This is a genomic window from Acidomonas methanolica (assembly GCF_004346035.1).
GTDB classification, from domain to species: domain Bacteria; phylum Pseudomonadota; class Alphaproteobacteria; order Acetobacterales; family Acetobacteraceae; genus Acidomonas; species Acidomonas methanolica.
Genome location: NZ_SLZN01000001.1, coordinates 96,013 through 113,114, shown reverse-complemented (window position 1 = coordinate 113,114; position 17,102 = coordinate 96,013). Strand labels below are relative to the sequence as shown.

At 66.5% G+C, this 17,102-nt stretch carries 20 protein-coding genes and 1 tRNA gene; 15 read left to right on the top strand and 6 right to left on the bottom strand.

The features are described 5' to 3' along the window. The 3 genes from EDC31_RS00565 to EDC31_RS00555 form a co-directional block, all read right to left on the bottom strand. The gene (locus EDC31_RS00565; RefSeq protein ID WP_042058234.1) at positions 1 to 1,914 is read right to left on the bottom strand and encodes a cobaltochelatase CobT-related protein; all 1,914 of its coding nucleotides are present in this window, start codon (positions 1,912 to 1,914) and stop codon (positions 1 to 3) included. 15 nt (positions 1,915 to 1,929) lie between these two features. After that, positions 1,930 to 2,949 carry an AAA family ATPase gene (locus EDC31_RS00560; protein ID WP_042058232.1) on the bottom strand — a complete coding sequence of 340 codons (1,020 nt, stop codon included), beginning with the start codon at positions 2,947 to 2,949 and terminating at the stop codon, positions 1,930 to 1,932. Between the two features lie 98 nt (positions 2,950 to 3,047). Continuing rightward, a complete protein-coding gene (locus EDC31_RS00555; protein ID WP_042058231.1) occupies positions 3,048 to 3,650 on the bottom strand; it encodes a J domain-containing protein in 603 nt (200 codons plus the stop codon). A gap of 63 nt (positions 3,651 to 3,713) precedes the next feature. On the opposite strand from EDC31_RS00555, the gene EDC31_RS00550 reads away from it, so the two are divergent. Both EDC31_RS00550 and EDC31_RS00545 read left to right on the top strand, forming a co-directional pair. Then, the gene (locus tag EDC31_RS00550) at positions 3,714 to 3,995 is read left to right on the top strand and encodes a BolA family protein (RefSeq protein WP_042058230.1); all 282 of its coding nucleotides are present in this window, start codon (positions 3,714 to 3,716) and stop codon (positions 3,993 to 3,995) included. Beyond that, the gene (locus EDC31_RS00545) at positions 3,992 to 4,570 is read left to right on the top strand and encodes a LolA family protein (protein WP_042058229.1); all 579 of its coding nucleotides are present in this window, start codon (positions 3,992 to 3,994) and stop codon (positions 4,568 to 4,570) included. Before EDC31_RS00550 ends, EDC31_RS00545 begins: the two co-directional genes overlap by 4 nt. Here the strand turns inward: EDC31_RS00545 and lipB are convergent. Further along, the gene (lipB, locus tag EDC31_RS00540; protein ID WP_042058228.1) at positions 4,540 to 5,253 is read right to left on the bottom strand and encodes a lipoyl(octanoyl) transferase LipB; all 714 of its coding nucleotides are present in this window, start codon (positions 5,251 to 5,253) and stop codon (positions 4,540 to 4,542) included. The two genes, EDC31_RS00545 and lipB, sit on opposite strands and share 31 nt — an antisense overlap. A 76-nt stretch (positions 5,254 to 5,329) precedes the next feature. Here lipB and EDC31_RS00535 point away from each other — a divergent pair. From EDC31_RS00535 to EDC31_RS00505, 7 genes are all read left to right on the top strand, one after another. Continuing rightward, positions 5,330 to 5,415 (top strand) — tRNA-Leu (locus tag EDC31_RS00535). A gap of 207 nt (positions 5,416 to 5,622) precedes the next feature. Continuing rightward, positions 5,623 to 6,519, top strand: a complete 897-nt coding sequence (gene galU, locus EDC31_RS00530; RefSeq protein ID WP_186819971.1) for a UTP--glucose-1-phosphate uridylyltransferase GalU — start codon at positions 5,623 to 5,625, stop codon at positions 6,517 to 6,519. Between the two features lie 31 nt (positions 6,520 to 6,550). Then, positions 6,551 to 6,736, top strand: coding sequence for a DUF3553 domain-containing protein (locus tag EDC31_RS00525; RefSeq protein ID WP_042058224.1), 186 nt, complete (start codon positions 6,551 to 6,553; stop codon positions 6,734 to 6,736). Positions 6,737 to 6,740: 4 nt separating this feature from the next. After that, positions 6,741 to 7,448 (top strand): ComF family protein, encoded by a 708-nt coding sequence (locus EDC31_RS00520; protein WP_052511858.1) that lies wholly within the window; start codon positions 6,741 to 6,743, stop codon positions 7,446 to 7,448. Further along, positions 7,441 to 7,701, top strand: coding sequence for a glutaredoxin 3 (gene grxC / locus EDC31_RS00515; protein ID WP_042058222.1), 261 nt, complete (start codon positions 7,441 to 7,443; stop codon positions 7,699 to 7,701). Before EDC31_RS00520 ends, grxC begins: the two co-directional genes overlap by 8 nt. After that, positions 7,698 to 8,156 carry a DUF1178 family protein gene (locus EDC31_RS00510; RefSeq protein ID WP_042058220.1) on the top strand — a complete coding sequence of 153 codons (459 nt, stop codon included), beginning with the start codon at positions 7,698 to 7,700 and terminating at the stop codon, positions 8,154 to 8,156. Before grxC ends, EDC31_RS00510 begins: the two co-directional genes overlap by 4 nt. Beyond that, positions 8,149 to 8,634 (top strand): DUF2147 domain-containing protein, encoded by a 486-nt coding sequence (locus EDC31_RS00505; RefSeq protein ID WP_052511857.1) that lies wholly within the window; start codon positions 8,149 to 8,151, stop codon positions 8,632 to 8,634. Before EDC31_RS00510 ends, EDC31_RS00505 begins: the two co-directional genes overlap by 8 nt. Before the next feature lie 21 nt (positions 8,635 to 8,655). Here EDC31_RS00505 and ubiG read toward each other — a convergent pair whose 3' ends face one another. Further along, complete coding sequence (ubiG, locus tag EDC31_RS00500; RefSeq protein ID WP_132126867.1) at positions 8,656 to 9,405, bottom strand: bifunctional 2-polyprenyl-6-hydroxyphenol methylase/3-demethylubiquinol 3-O-methyltransferase UbiG; 750 nt, start codon at positions 9,403 to 9,405, stop codon at positions 8,656 to 8,658. A gap of 193 nt (positions 9,406 to 9,598) precedes the next feature. Between ubiG and EDC31_RS00495 the strand changes: the two genes are divergently transcribed. The 6 genes from EDC31_RS00495 (at position 9,599) to prfA (ending at position 16,601) form a co-directional block, all read left to right on the top strand. Next, positions 9,599 to 10,843 carry an aspartate kinase gene (locus EDC31_RS00495; RefSeq protein ID WP_243697785.1) on the top strand — a complete coding sequence of 415 codons (1,245 nt, stop codon included), beginning with the start codon at positions 9,599 to 9,601 and terminating at the stop codon, positions 10,841 to 10,843. Position 10,844: 1 nt separating this feature from the next. Then, complete coding sequence (locus EDC31_RS00490) at positions 10,845 to 11,918, top strand: NAD(P)H-dependent flavin oxidoreductase (RefSeq protein WP_042061421.1); 1,074 nt, start codon at positions 10,845 to 10,847, stop codon at positions 11,916 to 11,918. Next, positions 11,915 to 13,066 (top strand): helix-turn-helix domain-containing protein, encoded by a 1,152-nt coding sequence (locus EDC31_RS00485; RefSeq protein WP_052512177.1) that lies wholly within the window; start codon positions 11,915 to 11,917, stop codon positions 13,064 to 13,066. Before EDC31_RS00490 ends, EDC31_RS00485 begins: the two co-directional genes overlap by 4 nt. Before the next feature lie 69 nt (positions 13,067 to 13,135). Next, on the top strand, positions 13,136 to 14,278 hold the full coding sequence (ispG, locus tag EDC31_RS00480) for a flavodoxin-dependent (E)-4-hydroxy-3-methylbut-2-enyl-diphosphate synthase (RefSeq protein ID WP_042061423.1): 1,143 nt from the start codon (positions 13,136 to 13,138) through the stop codon (positions 14,276 to 14,278). Positions 14,279 to 14,293: 15 nt separating this feature from the next. Next, on the top strand, positions 14,294 to 15,538 hold the full coding sequence (gene hisS / locus EDC31_RS00475; protein ID WP_042061425.1) for a histidine--tRNA ligase: 1,245 nt from the start codon (positions 14,294 to 14,296) through the stop codon (positions 15,536 to 15,538). A 4-nt stretch (positions 15,539 to 15,542) separates the two neighbouring features. Then, a complete protein-coding gene (gene prfA, locus EDC31_RS00470; RefSeq protein ID WP_042061427.1) occupies positions 15,543 to 16,601 on the top strand; it encodes a peptide chain release factor 1 in 1,059 nt (352 codons plus the stop codon). A 38-nt stretch (positions 16,602 to 16,639) separates the two neighbouring features. On the opposite strand, the gene EDC31_RS00465 is transcribed toward prfA, so the two are convergent. Next, positions 16,640 to 17,077: a hypothetical protein gene (locus tag EDC31_RS00465; protein WP_042061429.1), complete on the bottom strand. Its 438-nt coding sequence runs from the start codon at positions 17,075 to 17,077 to the stop codon at positions 16,640 to 16,642. Between the last annotated feature and the right edge of the window lie 25 nt (positions 17,078 to 17,102).

Sequence of the window (17,102 nt, the reverse complement as noted above, 5' to 3'; positions counted from 1 at the left end):
TCAGCGCGCGGGCGAGAACAGTTCCGTCAGCTTCTGCATCATGGTGCCCCCGAGTTCCTCGGCGTTGTTGATCGTCACCGAGCTTCGATAATAGCGTGTCACGTCATGACCGATGCCGATCGCGACGAGTTCGGTATCGGCGGAGGACTCGATTCTGGCGATCACGCGGCGAAGGTGGTCTTCCAGATAGGAACTCGGATTGGCGGAGAAGGTGCTGTCATCCACCGGCGCGCCGTCGGAGATCACCATCAGGATGCGCCGGTGTTCGGCGCGGCGGCGCAGGCGTTTCCACGCCCAGAGGAGGGCCTCGCCGTCGATGTTCTCCTTGAGCAGCCCCTCGCGCAGCATCAGGCCGAGATTGCGGCGCGCGCGGCGCCATGGCGTGTCGGCGCTCTTGTAGATGATGTGGCGCAGATCGTTCAGGCGTCCGGGTTCGGGCGGGCGGCCCGCCGCGATCCAGCGCTCACGGCTCATGCCGCCTTTCCAGGCGCGGGTGGTGAAGCCCAGTACCTCGACCTTCACGGCGCAGCGTTCCAGCGTTCGGGCGAGGATGTCGCCGCACATGGCGGCCACGGTGATGGGACGGCCGCGCATGGAGCCGGAATTGTCGATCAGCAGCGTGACGACGGTATCGCGGAAATCGGCTTCGCGCTCGATCTTGTAAGAGAGGGTGAGGGTAGGATTGACCACGACGCGGGCGAGGCGGGCGGCGTCGAGGATGCCGTCCTCCTGATCGAATTCCCAGGCCCGCTGCTGCTGCGCCATGAGACGCCGCTGGAGCCGATGGGCGAGGCGGGAAATCAGGCCTTGCATGCTGGCCAGTTGCTGGTCGAGCTGCTGGCGCAGGCGGGTCAGTTCCTCGGGATCGCAAAGCGCCTCGGCCTCCGCTTCCTCGTCGAAGGCGGTGGTGAACGCCTTGTAGCCGCCGATCGCCTCGTCGGCGGCCTCGTTCTCGCGGCCGCGCGTCTCGCCGGCGGCTTCCTCCGCGCCGCCATCCTCCTGTTCCTCGCCCTCCTGTTCGCCCTCGACGCTGTCCGGTTCGTCGGATTGGGCGGAAGGAAAGCCGGGATTCTGCTCATCGGCGCTTTCCTGAGGTCTCTCCTCTTCTTCGCCGCCGGGCGTGTCCTCCGCGTCGTCTTCGGTTTCGGCGTCCTCGCCCTGGTCATCGGCCTCGCTATCGGGTTCGAGCGCTTCCGTGAGGTTGCAGGCGCCGAGAAGGCGCCGCGTGGCATGAGCGAACGCTTGCTGGTCGCCCTGATGCGCGGCAAGAGCAGCGAGCGCGGCTTTCGCTTCCGGGGTGAGCGCGTCGCGCCATGCGTCGAGCGCCTGTCCGGCTTGCCGGGGCGGCGGTTCGCCCGTCATCGCCTCGCGGGCGAGCAGGGAAAGGGCGAGCGGCGCGGGCATGTCGTCCCGCGTGGTCATGCGTCCGGCGCCGGCTTCCTGCAGATCCGTGACGAGCTTGCGCTCGAGATTGGCGCGCATGCCGAGCATGTGGCGCGACCCGTAAATCTCGCAGCGCGCCTGTTCGATGGCGTCATAGACCTGCCGGGCGAGCGGCTCGGCGGGCAGGATGGCGGCATGGACGCGCTCATCGTGGTGGCGGATGCGCAGGGCGGCGGCGTCCGCCGCGCCACGCACCCGGTTCCGCTCCGTATCCGGCAGGGCGCGGGAGACGTAGGGCAGGCGGATGCTGTCCGCTCCGGTGGCCGCAGTGCTGTTGCCGGGGCCGGTGGGATTGGCGAAGGCGACGTCAGTCTCCGCCTTGCCGCCGACCGCGCGCAGGGTGGCGACGGTCACGCGGCGAAAGGCTTCGCTCTTCTCTGAGCCTGCCGGGCTGGGCTGGCCGCCCGTGGGAGCGGATTTCCCTGAGGCCGTTTTCGGGGCCGTTCTCGGGGCGGTCTTTGGGCCAGCCATCGGTCGCCGCCCGTATCAGACCGTCAACGGAGGCTTGTCGAAGCAGCGCTGGTAGTATTCCGCCACGATGGGGCGCTCCGCCTCGTCACATTTATTGAGGAAGGTCAGCCTGAAGGCGAGGGCGAGATCGCCGAAGATCCGTTCGTTCTCGGCCCAGGCGATGACGGAGCGCGGGGACATGAGGGTGGACAGGTCGCCGCTCATGAAGCCCGTGCGGGTGAGATTGGCCAGGGCGACCATGTTCTCCAGCTTGCGGCGCGCGGCCCCGTCATCCGCCGGAACGCCGAGCTTGGCGGCGACGATGGCGACTTCCTGCTCCAGCGGAAGGTAGTTCAGAGACACGACGACGTTCCAGCGATCCATCTGGCCCTGATTGATCTGCTGGGTGCCGTGATAGAGGCCGGTCGTGTCGCCCAGCCCCACGGTGTTGGCCGTCGCGAAGATGCGGAAGGCCGGGTTCGGGCGGATGACGCGATTCTGGTCGAGAAGGGTCAGGTGGCCCTCGCCCTCCAGCACGCGCTGGATGACGAACATCACGTCCGGCCGTCCGGCGTCGTATTCGTCGAAGACCAGCGCGCAGGGATGTTGCAGACACCAGGGGAGCAGGCCCTCGCGGAATTCAGTGACCTGCTTGCCGTCGCGCAGGACGATGGCGTCCTTGCCGATCAGGTCGATCCGCGAGATGTGGCTGTCGAGATTGATGCGGACGGTGGGCCAGTTCAGGCGGGCGGCGACCTGCTCGATGTGAGACGACTTGCCGGTGCCGTGGAAGCCCTGGATCATGACGCGCCGGTTGAAGGCGAAGCCCGCGAGAATGGCCAGGGTAGTGTCGCGGTCGAACTGGTAGGTCGGATCGATATCGGGGACGTGTTCGCTGCGGAAGCTGAAGGCGGGCGTCTGCATGTCCGCGTCGATGCCGAAGACCTCGCGTGCCGAGACCATGCGGTCGGGCAGGCCGAGGGCGCTGGTGGGAACGGTGTTCGACTCGTTCGTCACGACGGTTTCGGGGGCATCGATGGACACGAAATCACTCATATTCGACAGGAATCCTGTGAGCGGCGGTTGGGGCTTGTCGATGTGAAGATAGGCCCGGAATTCTTCATCCGCCAGAGGAAGCGTGGCGGATGGCGCGATTATCCGGCTTTCGCCGTCGCAAATTCGGCCGTGGTCTCGCGCAGATGGGCGCGGATGACGGCATAGGCGATGTTGACGGCCTTGAAGCGTTCTTCCGCCGCCTTGTCGCCGCCGTTCGTGTCCGGATGATGCTGGCGGGCGAGGGATTTGTAGCGCGATTTCAGATCGTCCAGCGAAACCGGCCAGTCCAGCCCGAGCGTGGAGAGCGGCTGGCGGAGGGGAGGCGGCGGCTTCGGCGTGGCGGCGTGGTCGGCGGCGCGCGCCTTCGCCCGGCGGCTGAGGAGATCGAGCGGGTCGAGCACGTCCTCCTCGCTGAAGCTCTGCTGGGCGCGTGTGCCGAGCTTCCAGGACGGGCGCTGCCAGGCGGTGTCGGCCCGGATATGGGCTTCGATCTGGCCCGGGCTCATGCCTTTGTAGTAGTCCCAGCGGGCGTTGTAGTCGCGGACATGGTCGAGACAGAACCAGACATAGTCGTTCAGGGAGTCCCGGCTGCGCGGGGCCCGGTATCCTGCGCGCGCGGTGCACCCCGGCATCTCGCAGACCGTTTCGGGTGCGGCGGGATCCGGATCGAAGGCGCGGTGACGTGTGGATTTACGGTACATGATGGGGTTTTATGTGCTTTCGACGCGGCGGGTTGCAAGACCCGAAATGTTGGAGGAAGCGGAATGGTGAGCGAGACGCGGGCCGAGCGGATCGGGAGACGATTGAAGGCGGAGTTCGCGCCCGAGACGCTGGAAATACGGGATGAAAGCGCGCGCCATGCCCATCACGCCTCGGCGCGGGAACTGGGCGGCGCGGGCGAGACGCATTTCAACATCGCCATGGCGAGCGCGCGGTTCAAGGGACTGAGCCGGGTGCAACGGCATCGGCTGGTGCATGAGGCGCTGGCGGACGAATTCGCGGGCGGGTTGCATGCTCTGTCCCTCGTTCTGAGTGAACGGGCATGAGGCGTTTATGCGCGGCGCTGGTTTCGGCGGTGGCGCTGGCGGGTTGTGCGACGGGCGGTCTGTCCGGCCTGCCGCCGGAGCAGCAGGCGACCGCGCGGCATGTCGAAGCCTATCTCGACGGCGTGACGGGGTTGCAGGGGCGTTTTTTGCAGACGGGGCCGGAGGCAGGAGCGACGAGCGGCGGCCGCTTCGTCTTCACTCCCGGTCAGTTGCGACTCGCCTATGACACGCCGCATGTCATGCATCTGGTCGCCGGTGACGGGCGCATCGTCATGACGGATGAGGTCAGCGGCGCGGTGACGCGGCTCTCCCTCGCACGCAATCCTCTGGGACTGTTCCTGCGCGTGCCGTTCCACTTCAATAACGGGATTCAGGTGACGTCCGTGCAGGAGACGGCGGGCGTGGTGCAGCTTTCCGCCTCACAGGCGGACAATCCGTCCCAAGGGCGGCTGACGCTGCAATTCGCGAAGGACGGATCGGGGGGACTGCGGCTGATCGGGCTGGACGGGGTGGACGCCCGCGATCACCATGTGCAACTGCGCTTCTATGACGTGCAACCCGTTTCTTCCGGCTGAGGCGTTGCGAGAGGCGTTTGCCGGAAGATGTCTGCCCAGGCGGTTTCAAGGGCTGAATCGAGATCGGCCATGGTGAGGCCGGGCTGGAAGCGGGCGAGGCTGGTGACGCCGAACTCGCTGATGCCGCAGGGAACGATTCCCTCGAAATCCGTCAGGTCGGGGTCGAGATTGACGGAGACGCCGTGCCAGCTCGCCCAGCGGCTCACGCGGATACCCAGGGCCGCGATCTTGGCTTCCCGACGCGTCAGCGGGTCCGTGACCCAGACGCCAACGCGGCCGTCGCGCGTCTCGCCCCGGACGTCGAACGCGGCGAGGGCGGCGATGATCCAGCGCTCCAGGGCGGCGACGAAGGCCCGCAGGTCGCGCGGCGGGACGGCGCCGTGCGGCCGCGTGAGGTCAAGCATCACATAGACGAGCCGCTGGCCCGGGCCGTGATAGGTCCACTGGCCGCCGCGCCCGGCCTTGTGGGTGGGAAGGTTGCGCGGGTTCGTCAGATGCTCGGGACGGGCGGAGGTTCCGGCGGTGAAGAGGGCGGGATGTTCGAGCGACCAGAGGAGTTCGCCCGCCTTGCCCTCGCTGATGGCGCGGGCGCGATTCTCCATGAAATCCACAGCCTTTTCATAGGGAACCGGGGTGTCGCTGCGGGCCCAGGCGATTCTGGAAAAAATATCGTTTTCGGTCATTGCCCCTCTCTTGGGCTTCGGCTATAGCCCCTCTCACCCGAGCGGTCACGCCGAAAGGCGGGCAGCTTGTCACGATGCGGTCGTGGCGGAATGGTAGACGCGCAAGCTTGAGGTGCTTGTGGGGGAAACCCTGTGGAAGTTCGAGTCTTCTCGACCGCACCATGTTTCATGAAAAATTTGCAATGGAGCGGTGTCGTCAATGGCAGGTAGTATCTTGTCAGACGGCGCCGGTTGCCATTCTCTTGCCATGGAGGCGAGATAGTTTCGGCTGCCGTACCGGCCGGAACGAACGCGCGTCGTGTCGATGCGTTGACATGCGACATGGCGTAACAATCTGCTGGTGGGAGCGCCTTCCATCAGTGTCACCATATGCAAATTCGGGGTGAGCTTAACGTGGTCAAGCCTCTCAAGAAAGCGGTCCTCCCAGTCGCGGGCCTCGGAACACGATTTCTTCCGGCCACCAAGGCCATGCCCAAGGAAATGCTTCCCATCGTGGACCGACCGTTGATCCAGTATGCGATCGACGAGGCGCGCGAAGCGGGGATCGATCAGTTCTGCCTCATCACCGGGCGCGGCAAGGACAGCCTGATCGATTATTTCGATGTCGCCTTCGAACTCGAAACGACTCTGCGCGAGCGCGGCCGGCTCAGCACCCTGGACATTCTGAAGCCGAGCAGCATCGAGGCCGGGTCGCTCTCCGCCGTGCGCCAGCAGGAGCCTCTGGGGCTGGGTCATGCGATCTGGTGCGCGCGGACGTTCATCGGCGACGATCCGTTCGCCATCCTGCTGCCCGACGACGTCGTGAAGAGCGGCGGCCGGAGCTGCGTCGGCCAGCTCGTGGATGCGTATAACCAGACGGGCGGCAATGTGGTTGCCGTGTCCGAGGTTCCGAACGAGCATACGCATCGTTACGGGATTCTCGATATTGGCGCGGATGACGGAAAGCTGGTCGAGGTGAAGGGCCTGGTCGAAAAGCCCAAGCCTGAGGACGCGCCGTCCAATCTTTCCATCATCGGGCGTTATGTCCTGCTGCCGAACGTGCTGGAGCATCTCTCGAAGCTGGAAAAGGGCGCGGGCGGGGAAGTGCAACTGACCGACGCCATGGCGAAGATGATCGGGCATCATCCGTTCCACGGATTGCGCTATGACGGCACGCGCTATGACTGCGGCGACAAGATCGGTTTCCTCGAAGCGCAGATCGCCTTCTCGCTCGACCGCGAGGATCTCGCGCCGGCGGTGCACGAGTTCCTGAAGAAATACGTCTGACAGGATCAGCCCGAAAGGGAGCGGAGGGGCCATGGGCAGCGGACGAGTCTTCGACTCCTTCCTCGAACCCGGCCAGTTCGTCTCCCATCCGGATCATCCCGAATGGGGGCGCGGGCAGGTGCAGTCCGCGATCGGAACGCGGGTCACGGTCACGTTCGAAAACGCGGGCAAGCTTCTGATCGACGCCTCGCGGGTGGTTCTGACGCTTGAGGAGTGAGGACATGTCCGGCGCGCTGGTCGCGTTCTGGCCGCGTCGCCTTCTCGATTTCGTCCTTCCGCCACGATGCCCGGCATGTGACGCGATGCTCCCGGCGTCGTGGGATCGGATGCTTTGCGCGGCCTGCGCCGGACAGATCAGGCCCGCACCGCGCATCGATGCGCCCGTGCCGCTGCGGCGGCATCACGCGGCTTTCATTTATGGCCCGGTGGCGCGCGATCTGATCTTCGGGCTGAAATACGGCGATCGCACGGAGCTTGCGCGGTTTCTCGCCGGGGAGATGCGGAAGGCCGCGCCCGATCTGCTGGCGGCCAATGATCTTCTCGTGCCCGTGCCGCTGCATTTCAGCCGCATGTGGCGCAGAAGATACAATCAGAGCGCGCTTCTCGCCAGAGTCTTGTCGAAAGGCGGGGAAAGCCCGATCTATGCTCCCGGACTCCTCCGGCGTCTTCGTTCGACCACTCCCTTGGCGCGGCTGTCGGCGGAAGAGCGGAAAACGGTGGTGAGCGGAGCGATCGGCGTCCCTGCGAGGCAGGTGGAGCAGGTGCGTGGACGGTGTGTCTTGCTTGTCGACGATGTGTTGACCACCGGGGCCACGGCCGGGGATTGCGCGCGCGCCCTGCTGGCGGCCGGGGCGCGGTCGGTCGACCTGCTGACGGTCGCGCGGGCGGGCGGGGAGTCAGAGGAGTTTGAGGAGGGCATGCGTGTCTAAGGTCGAAATCTATACCCAGCCCGGTTGCCCCTACTGCCATCAGGCGGTGGCGTTGCTGCGGGACAAGAAGGTCGCTTTCACGGAGATCGACGCGCCGCGTGGGACGCCCGCGCGGGACGAGGCGGTCGCGCGCTCGGGGGGCGGCAGGACGGTGCCGCAGATTTTCATCGATGATCGGGCGATCGGCGGATGCACCGATCTCATGGCGCTGGAGCGGTCCGGGCAACTGGACGCGCTGCTCGGGGCCGCATGATCCGCTATCAGCTTCGCTGCGGACACGGGCATGGATTCGAAGGCTGGTTCCGGGATGGGGCGGCGTTCGAGGAGCAGGCGCGAAGAGCGCTGGTGATCTGCCCGGAATGTGGCGACGCGTCGGTCGAGAAAGCGCTGATGGCCCCCGCCATCGCAAGGCGTGCCGAGGCCGCGCCGGTTGCCGAGACGCAGCCGCAGTCGCCGGGGCCGGGGCCGGGGCCGGAGGCGATGCTGACGTTGTTGCGACGTTTGCGCAGGACGGTCGAAGCTCAATGTGAGAATGTGGGGGAAAGGTTCGCGGAGGAAGCCCTGCGGCGGCATACCCTTCAGGAACAGGGGGAAACGCTGCCTGAGCGCGGGATTTACGGCACCATGACCATGACGCAACGCGAGCGGCTGGAAGATGAAGGGGTGGAGTATGCGACCCTTCCCTGGGTGCGGTCGGCGGATGCGTAACGCGGGTCTCGCCGCCGTTCTGGCGCTGGCGGCCGCGCTCGCAACGTCTTGGTTGGCGCCTGACTGGCCGGTATATGCCCAGACGGTGGGCACACCTCCCCTGGCCGTCGAGGGCTACTGGCTCGCGCAGGACCGAGACGGGGTGTTCCTGATCGGGCATTGCGGCGGCGGGCAGCTTTGCGGGCGGCTCGTCGGGCTGGATTACGACGCCGAAATGCCGAAGGATGTCTGGGGGCGGCCGGAATGTGGGCTGGTGATGCTGACGGGCTTCACACGCCAGGATGACGGGCGGTGGCACGGCACCATTCTCGATCCGCAGACCGGGCGGCAATATGATTCGATGATCTGGTCTCCCCAACGCGGCGTGCTCAAGCTGCGGGGTTATATTCTCGGCATCCCCTTTCTGGGGGAGACGCAGAGCTGGACGCGTTATGCCGGGCCGCCGATGGGGGCGGCCTGCAAGATGCCGAAACCCTGATCCGGCGCGTCGGGCTCCCGCTCAGTCTCGGGTGAAGACGGCGATATAGTTGATCGACGTGTCGCGCGTCGCCTTCCATGACGGCGGCCAGGGGAGGGGGGCCCAGCTCATTCCGGCGATATCCGTCATGCGGAGACCGGCTGACCGCGCCATCCGGGCGAGTTCGTCGGGACGCAGGAACCGCGCCCAGTCATGCGTGCCGCGCGGCAGGAGGCGGGCGACGTATTCCGCGCCGATCTTCGCGACGGCGAGCGAGCGGATCGTGCGGTTGATGGTGGAGACCGCGACGGTGCCGCCGGGCTTGGTCAGCTCCGCGAGCAGGCGCAGGAACGCAGCCGGATCGGTCACGTGTTCGATCACTTCCAGCGCCGTCACCACGTCGAACCGCGCATGTTCCGCCGCGAGATCTTCCGCGCTGCCCGCGCGATAGGTCAGCGCGCCCGCGGAGGGCGGCAGGTCGTGGCCGGCGAGATGCGCGCGGGCGGCGGCGATCGCCTCCTCCGAGGCGTCGAGGCCGAGCACGTCATGGCCCAGCCGCGCGAAGGCCTCGCTGGCCAGTCCCGCTCCGCATCCGATATCGAGCAGGGAGAGGCGGCCCGCCCCGCCGCCCGCCCGCGCGGCGTGCAGCGCGCGCAGCCGGGCGTCCACCCATCCGGTGCGCAGCGGATTCATCTCATGAAGCGGGCGCATCGGGCCGACCGGGTCCCACCAGCGCTCGGCGAGTGCGCTGAAGCGGGCGATCTCGCCCGGCGAAACGGATGAGGTGGACATGGGATACCTTATCTGCGGCGCCTGAGACGCCCTGACGGAACGGCTCCGCACTGGACGTTCGGCACGGGAGTCTGTATGTGACGCGGCCTTTCCTGTCCCTGATCGCCAAGTCCGGTCACGCCTGCAAGGGGGTGAGCGGAAAGATGGGCAAGAGGGAAGGCCATGCCCGTTTCGTATCGGAGCCACGTGCACGATGTCCAGCCCTTCCTCAGCCCTTCGTATCGTGATGAAGTTCGGGGGCACCTCCGTCGCCGATCTCGATCGCATCCGCGCCGTGGCGGAGCGGGTCAGGATCGAGCGCGACAAGGGGCATCAGGTCGCGGTGGTCGTCTCGGCGATGGCGGGAGTCACGAACCGCATGGTGGGCTATTGCCACAGCCTCGATCCTGTCGCCGATCCGCGCGAATATGACGCGGTGGTGGCGAGCGGCGAGCAGGTGACGAGCGGGCTGACGGCGATCGCCCTGCAGAAGCTGGGCGTGGCCGCCCGCTCCTGGCAGGGCTGGCAGATTCCGCTCCGCACGGACGACGCGCACGGCAAGGCGCGGATCGACGCGGTGGAGGGCGCGGCGCTGATCGCGGCCATGGAGGCCGGCGAGGTGCCGGTGATCGCGGGGTTTCAGGGGATCGCGCCCGACGGGCGGATTTCCACGCTCGGGCGCGGCGGCTCGGATACGTCGGCCGTGGCCGTGGCGGCGGCGGTGCGCGCGGATCGCTGCGATATCTATACCGATGTGGACGGGATCTACACGACCGATCCGCGGATCGTGAAGAAGGCGCGCAAGCTGGAGCGGGTGGCTTTCGAGGAGATGCTGGAACTCGCCTCGGTGGGGGCGAAAGTGTTGCAGACGCGCAGCGTCGGGCTGGCGTTGAAGGAAAAGGTGCGTGTCCGGGTGCTGTCGAGCTTCGAGCCGGAGACGGAGCGGTGCGGCTCGCTTGTGGTGGATGAGGACGAGATCATGGAAAACGAGGTTGTCACGGGCATCGCCTACTCCACGGACGAGGCGAAAATCTCCATCCGTGACATTCCGGACCGGCCGGGCATCGCGGCGGCGATCTTCACGCCGCTGGCGCGCGCGCATGTGAATGTGGACATGATCGTGCAGAGCACCGGCGCGGACGGCATGACGAACCTGACCTTCACGGTGGGCAAGGCGGACCGCGCGCGCGCGCTCGACGTTCTGGAAGCCTGCCGCGAGGACATCTCCTACGGCGAGTTGCAGCCGGCCGATGACGTCGTGAAGATCAGCGTGGTCGGGATCGGGATGCGGTCGCATACCGGGATCGCCAGCACGATGTTCCAGACGCTCGCGGATCGCGGTATCAATGTGCAGGTGATTTCCACCAGCGAGATCAAGATTTCCGTGCTGATCGATTCGGAGTATACGGAGCTTGCCATGCGTGCGCTGCATACCGCTTATGGGCTGGATGCAGTCTGAAATGAGCGGGACGTCCATCATCGAGAGTTCCGATACGGCGCAGGCGCAGGCCCGGCGGACGCTTCAGGCGCTCTGGCAGCGCGGGTGCGATTTTCTGGGCAGCGAGGTCGCCATTCTGGGCGGCGCGATGTCCTGGGTCAGCGAACGGCATCTGGTGTCCGCCATTTCCAATGCCGGGGGGTTCGGCGTCATCGCCTGCGGCGCGATGGAGCCTGCCCGGCTGGCCGAGGAGATCGCGGCGACCAAGGCGCTGACGACGCGGCCTTTCGGCGTCAATCTGATCACCATGCACCCGCGATTGGAGGCGCTGGTCGATACCTGTCTGGAGCAGGGTGTCGGGCATATCGTGCTGGCGGGTGGGGTGCCGGGGGCGGCGACGATCCGGAAAGTGCGCGATGGCGGGGCACGGGTTGTGGCGTTCACGCCCGCGCTGGCGCTGGGCAAGCGTCTCGTGAAGCTCGGCATCGAGGCGCTGGTGATCGAGGGCTCCGAGGCGGGCGGCCATGTGGGGCCGGTTTCGCTCAATGTGCTGGCGCAGGAAATCCTGCCGCATATCCGCGATGTGCCGGTCTTCGTGGCGGGCGGTCTGGCGCGGGGCGATACGGTGCTGGGCTATCTCGAGCAGGGCGCGTCGGGCGCCCAGCTCGGCACGCTGTTCGCCGCTTCGACGGAGAGCATCGCCCATGAGAATTTCAAAACGGCTTTTCTGCGCGCCAATGCGCGGGACGCAGTGACATCCGTTCAGCTTGATGAACGTTTTCCTGTCATTCCCGTGCGTGGGTTGACCAATGGGGGCACTCGGCGCTTCATGGCGCATCAGGCAGAAACGGTGCGCCGGTTCCAGACCGGGGAGCTTTCGCGTGAGGACGCGCAGCTTGCGATCGAGCATTTCTGGGCAGGAGCCTTGCGGCGTGCCGTCATCGAGGGTGATGTGGAGGAGGGCTCGGTGATGGCGGGTCAGTCCGTGGGCATGGTGAAGGCGGTTCGCCCGGTTCGCGAGATCATCGACGAGCTGGTCGCGCAGGCTGTGGCTGCGCTGGCGCGGCGCGGCCAAGGGGTCGGGCGCTCGGTATGAACCGTCCGAACGCCGCGCCGGATGATGAAAGCGCACGCTCTCATCAGAGCGCGACGTTGGGAGACGAATTGCGCGCGCGGCGTGAATCGCTGGGATGGTCGCTGGCGGATGTGGCGGCTTGGCTGAGGATTCGCCAGTCCTATCTGGAAGCGCTGGAAGCCGGGCGCGTGCGGGATCTGCCCGGCGCGGCCTATGCCGTGGGCTTCCTGCGGAGTTATGCCGAGACGCTGGACATGGATGTGGATCGCGTGGTCCGGCGGTTCCGGCAGGATGCGCAGGGCGAGCTGGACCGCAAGCAGGAGCTTGTCTTCCCCCAGCCGGTCTCGGAGCGGGGAGCGCCTGTCGGGCTGTGGATCGGGGCCGGGCTGGCGGTGATCGTGCTGGCCTATGTCGGGTATTATCATTTTTCAGGCGGGCAGGAGATCGCTCCCGCGCGGCCCGTGCCGCCGGTCAGCGACGTCATGCCCGGCGTGACGACGAAGGGCAGCACCTCGCCGCAGGTGGCTTCGGTGATGCCGGACCCGGGGGCGACGCCGAGTCCCGCGCCCGCTCCCCCGTCTTCTCGTGCGCCGTCCTCTTCTGCGCCGTCTTCTTCTGGGGCGACATCCGGTGCGGCGGCGGGAAATGCAGCTACGGAGAGCGCCCAGGCGAATGCGTCGCCGCCGGCCATGCCGGCTCCCGCGCCGTCCACCGCGCCTTTCGTGTCGCAGCCCGAGACGCCGCCGCCCGCTCAGCCTCCTGTCTCTTCGCCGGACTCTCCCGTCGCCACGCCTGACGCAGCACCTGATGCAGAGGCGAAAGAGGCGGGCGGGATCGTTCTGCACGCCTCGGCGAATGCCTGGATTTCTGCGCGCGACCAGTCGGGGGCCGTGGTGCTCAACAAGGTGTTGAAGGCCGGGGAAAGCTGGGAGGCGCCCGCATCGGGCGCGCCCTACCGGATCACGGTGGGCAATGCGGGCGGAATCACGCTGAGCAGCGGCGGCGTGACGACCCCGCCATTGGGCAGGTCGGGCGCGGTGCTGCGCAATCTGCTGGTTTCCGCCGAGGCGATCCGCGACGGCTCCGTGACGGGCGGCGCGTCCGGCGTCAAGCCGCCTTCCGGCAAAATGGCACAACCGCAACTGGATCAAACGGACCAACCGCGCTAGAGCGTTGGAAGGTTTTCCACGCACCGGGAAACGTCGGCTCGCGAGGCCGGCGCGTAAAGGACACGGATCATGAGCAGCTATCGCCCGTATCAGCATATCGAACGTCGCAAGTCGCGCCAGATTCATGTCGGCAAGGTGGCGGTAGGCGGGGATGCGCCGATTTCCGTGCAGACCATGACCAACACGCTGACCTCGGACGCACAGGCGACGATCGAGCAGATCCGCCGGGCGGAGCTGGCGGGGGTGGATATCGTGCGCGTCTCCTGCCCTGACGAGGAGAGCACGGCGGCGCTCGCGGAGATCGTGCATGAGGTGAATGTGCCGATCGTCGCGGACATCCATTTCCACTACAGGCGCGCCATCGAGGCGGCGAAGGCCGGGGCGGCGTGCCTGCGCATCAATCCGGGCAATATCGGCAGTTCGGAGCGCGTGCGCGAGGTGGTGAACGCGGCGAAGGATCATGGCTGCTCGATCCGTATCGGCGTGAATGCGGGTTCGCTGGAGAAGCATCTGCTGGAGAAATACGGCGAGCCGAACCCCGAGGCGTTGGTGGAAAGCGCGCTGGAGCACGCGAAGATCCTCCAGGACCACGATTTTCACGAGTTCAAGATCAGCGTGAAGGCGTCGGACGTGTTCATGGCTGTCGCCGCCTATCAGCAGCTTGCCGAGGCGTGCGACCATCCGCTGCATATCGGCATCACCGAGGCGGGGTCGAAGCGCGCGGGAACGGTGAAATCGTCGATCGGACTGGGGAACCTGCTCTGGGCGGGGATCGGCGATACGATGCGCGTCTCGCTCTCCGCGCCACCGGAGGAGGAGGTGCTCGTCGGCTGGGATATTCTCAAGTCGCTGGGGCTGCGCCATCGCGGGGTGAAGATCATCTCCTGCCCGTCCTGCGCGCGTCAGGGGTTCAATGTGGTGGAGACGGTGCAGACGCTGGAAGACCGTCTCGCGCATATCAAGACGCCGCTGACGCTCTCCATCATCGGCTGCGTGGTGAACGGGCCGGGCGAGGCGCTGATGACCGATATCGGCGTGACGGGCGGCGGGTCCGGGCGGCACATGGTCTATGCGGCTGGCAAGCAGGACCACACCATGGACGGTGCGGACATGATCGAGCATATCGTCGATCTGGTGGAGAAGAAGATCGCCGCGATCGAGGCCGGGATGGTGGAGAACGCCACGGCGAAACAGATGGACCCCGTTGCCTGATTTGAAAATTTTTCGATGAGCCAGCTTCAGCCGCCGCGCGGCACCCATGACCTGATCGGCGAGGATGCGCGCCGCCACGCCCATGTCGTCGAGACCGCCCGCCGGGTCACGGCGAGCTACGGCTATGAGGAATGGGCGACACCCGTTTTCGAGGATACGCGGGTGTTCTCGCGCACGCTGGGCGACACCTCGGATGTGGTGACGAAGGAGATGTACACCTTCCCCGACCGGGGCGGGGAAAGTCTTACGCTGCGTCCGGAGGGAACGGCGTCGATCTGTCGCGCGCTGGTGACGAACGGGCTGACGCAGAGCCTGCCGCGGAAGGTTTTCTATAACGGTCCGATGTTCCGCTATGAGCGGCCGCAGAAGGGGCGTTACCGGCAGTTTCACCAGATCGGCGCTGAACTGCTCGGGTCCGCCGATCCTCTGATGGATGCCGAAACGATCGCCATGGGCTACGCCATTCTCAGGGCTCTGGGGCTGGGCGGGGATGTGACGCTGGAACTCAACACGCTGGGCGATCCGGAGAGCCGGGCGGCCTGGCGGGCGGCGCTGGTGGCGTATTTCCGGGAGCGCGCGGAGGCGCTGTCCGAAGAGAGCCGGGCGCGCCTGGAAGCCAATCCCCTGCGCATTCTGGACAGCAAATCGCCGCAGGACCGGGCGCTGCTGGATGACGCGCCGGCGTTGGAGGGGTTTCTGAACGAGGATTCGCGTCGGTTCTGGGACGGGGTGCGGCGGGGGCTGGACGCTTTTTCCGTGCCGTTCGTCGTCAATCCGCGAATCGTGCGGGGGCTGGATTACTACAGCCACACGGCGTTCGAGTTCACCACGACCAGGCTGGGCGCGCAGGGGACGGTTCTTGCGGGCGGGCGCTATGACGGTCTGGTGGCGGAAATGGGCGGCCCGCAGACGCCAGCGATCGGCTGGGCCGGAGGAATCGAGCGTCTGGCGCTTTTGCTGGACGCGGCGCCGGAGGCTCCCGCGACCATCGTCGTTCTGCCCATGGGAGACGACATGACGGCGACGGCCATCGCCGTCACGCAATCCCTGCGCGAAACAGGATTGCGGGCGGAACTGGATCTGCGCGGATCGGTGAAGAAGCGCATGGAGCGTGCCGTGAAGGCCAATGCCTCTCATGTCGTGCTGATGGGCGACGAGGAACTGGCCCGGGGAGAAGCGCAACTGCGCGATCTGCGTCTGCGCGCCCAACGCGCGGTGCCGCTCGCCGATCTTCCGGCCCTGCTCGCGGCGGAACGGTGAGTCCGTGACGCTGGAAGAACGGCTGGAGCGCATTGTCGCGCGCCATGAGGAGTTGCAGGCACTGATGGCGGCGGGAGTCGGGGGCGACGAGTTCGTCCAGGCCTCGCGTGAATTCGCCGATCTCGAACCCGTGGTGGCGTCGATTGCGGCCTGTCGCGCCGCGGAGCGGGATCTGGCGGCGGCGCGGAGTCTGCTGGCCGATTCCGAGATGCGGGATCTGGCCGAGGCGGAGATCGCCGTTCTCGAATCGCGCTTGCCTGCGCTGCGGCAGGCGCTTCGTTTCGCGCTCCTGCCGCGTGACGAGGCGGATGAGCGCAGCGCCATTCTCGAAATCCGCCCGGCCGCGGGCGGCGACGAGGCGGCGCTGTTCGCCGGCGAGTTGTTCGACGCCTATCGGCGGTTCGCGGATCTCAATTCCTGGCGCTTCGAGGTCATGGAATATGCCGAGAGCGATCTGGGCGGCTTGCGCGAGGGGATCGCCACGATCTCCGGCCGGGGTGTCTTCGCGCGGATGAAATACGAATCCGGGGTGCACCGCGTCCAGCGCGTTCCGGCGACGGAAAGTCAGGGGCGCATTCATACTTCGACCGTGACCGTGGCGGTCTTGCCGGAAGCGGAGGAGGTTGATGTCGCCATCGACGAGACGGAGTTGCGGATCGACGTGTATCGTGCCTCCGGCGCTGGGGGGCAGCACGTCAACAAGACGGAATCGGCCGTGCGGATCACGCATCTTCCCACAGGCATCGTCGTGGCGATGCAGGAAGAGAAGAGCCAGCACAAGAACCGGGCGAAGGCGATGAAGATCCTGCGCGCCCGGCTCTATGAGCGGGAGCGCGCGCTCGCCCATGCCTCGCGGGCGGCGGACCGCAAGTCCCAGGTCGGGACGGGCGACCGGTCCGAGCGGATTCGGACCTATAATTTTCCGCAAGGGCGGGTGACGGACCATCGGGTCAACCTGACGCTGCACAAGATCGACCGTGTGATGCTGGGAGAGTTCGACGAAATCGTCGATACCCTGGCACGGGACGAGCAGTCGGCCCTGCTCGCCGCGGAAGGGCTGTAAAAGACTGCTTCAGGGAACAGTCTCCCGGGTTGAGGTGGTCAGGTGATCGGCGCGGCGCAGACCCGGGCCTTGCCGGCATGGTGCTCGACGGTCGCGTCGTCCTCCAGATCGTGCAGATAGAAATCCGTGAAATTATCCGCGCCCAGCGCTTCGAACTGATGGCCGTCCGGATGGCGGAGAATGCCTTCGCTGCTGACCTGATGGGTTTCGTGCCGTCCGTCCTCGGTCAGGATCGTGATTTCTCCGCAAAGCGCATAGTCGTGGTTCACGCGCCCGGCCGGGGTTTCGATCCGCCGCGTCAGGGAGGAAATATCGGGGCCCAGCTTGAAGACGGCGGCCAGATTGCCGTCCACATAGAGGCGGGAGACTTCCGAGATTTCATCGGGCGCGCGCTGGTCGATCACCGTGAAACTGCCTGCGTGAGCGAGGGACGGGCAGGCGGACAAAATGGTCAGGAAGAGGAAAAGCCTGTTCATGGCGCTCAATATAACGGATGACGGC

What these genes read in the sequence shown, in the direction of transcription:
- EDC31_RS00465 (WP_042061429.1), bottom strand. Translation starts at nt 17,077, where the DNA reads ATGAACAGGCTTTTCCTCTTCCTGACCATTTTGTCCGCCTGCCCGTCC.
- EDC31_RS00505 (WP_052511857.1), top strand. Translation starts at nt 8,149, where the DNA reads ATGCGTAACGCGGGTCTCGCCGCCGTTCTGGCGCTGGCGGCCGCGCTC.
- EDC31_RS00485 (WP_052512177.1), top strand. Translation starts at nt 11,915, where the DNA reads ATGAACCGTCCGAACGCCGCGCCGGATGATGAAAGCGCACGCTCTCAT.
- EDC31_RS00555 (WP_042058231.1), bottom strand. Translation starts at nt 3,650, where the DNA reads ATGTACCGTAAATCCACACGTCACCGCGCCTTCGATCCGGATCCCGCC.
- ispG (WP_042061423.1), top strand. Translation starts at nt 13,136, where the DNA reads ATGAGCAGCTATCGCCCGTATCAGCATATCGAACGTCGCAAGTCGCGC.
- ubiG (WP_132126867.1), bottom strand. Translation starts at nt 9,405, where the DNA reads ATGTCCACCTCATCCGTTTCGCCGGGCGAGATCGCCCGCTTCAGCGCA.
- EDC31_RS00545 (WP_042058229.1), top strand. Translation starts at nt 3,992, where the DNA reads ATGAGGCGTTTATGCGCGGCGCTGGTTTCGGCGGTGGCGCTGGCGGGT.
- lipB (WP_042058228.1), bottom strand. Translation starts at nt 5,253, where the DNA reads ATGACCGAAAACGATATTTTTTCCAGAATCGCCTGGGCCCGCAGCGAC.
- EDC31_RS00495 (WP_243697785.1), top strand. Translation starts at nt 9,599, where the DNA reads ATGTCCAGCCCTTCCTCAGCCCTTCGTATCGTGATGAAGTTCGGGGGC.
- galU (WP_186819971.1), top strand. Translation starts at nt 5,623, where the DNA reads ATGCAAATTCGGGGTGAGCTTAACGTGGTCAAGCCTCTCAAGAAAGCG.
- EDC31_RS00565 (WP_042058234.1), bottom strand. Translation starts at nt 1,914, where the DNA reads ATGGCTGGCCCAAAGACCGCCCCGAGAACGGCCCCGAAAACGGCCTCA.
- EDC31_RS00490 (WP_042061421.1), top strand. Translation starts at nt 10,845, where the DNA reads ATGAGCGGGACGTCCATCATCGAGAGTTCCGATACGGCGCAGGCGCAG.
- EDC31_RS00560 (WP_042058232.1), bottom strand. Translation starts at nt 2,949, where the DNA reads ATGAGTGATTTCGTGTCCATCGATGCCCCCGAAACCGTCGTGACGAAC.
- EDC31_RS00520 (WP_052511858.1), top strand. Translation starts at nt 6,741, where the DNA reads ATGTCCGGCGCGCTGGTCGCGTTCTGGCCGCGTCGCCTTCTCGATTTC.
- EDC31_RS00550 (WP_042058230.1), top strand. Translation starts at nt 3,714, where the DNA reads ATGGTGAGCGAGACGCGGGCCGAGCGGATCGGGAGACGATTGAAGGCG.
- hisS (WP_042061425.1), top strand. Translation starts at nt 14,294, where the DNA reads ATGAGCCAGCTTCAGCCGCCGCGCGGCACCCATGACCTGATCGGCGAG.
- EDC31_RS00510 (WP_042058220.1), top strand. Translation starts at nt 7,698, where the DNA reads ATGATCCGCTATCAGCTTCGCTGCGGACACGGGCATGGATTCGAAGGC.
- EDC31_RS00525 (WP_042058224.1), top strand. Translation starts at nt 6,551, where the DNA reads ATGGGCAGCGGACGAGTCTTCGACTCCTTCCTCGAACCCGGCCAGTTC.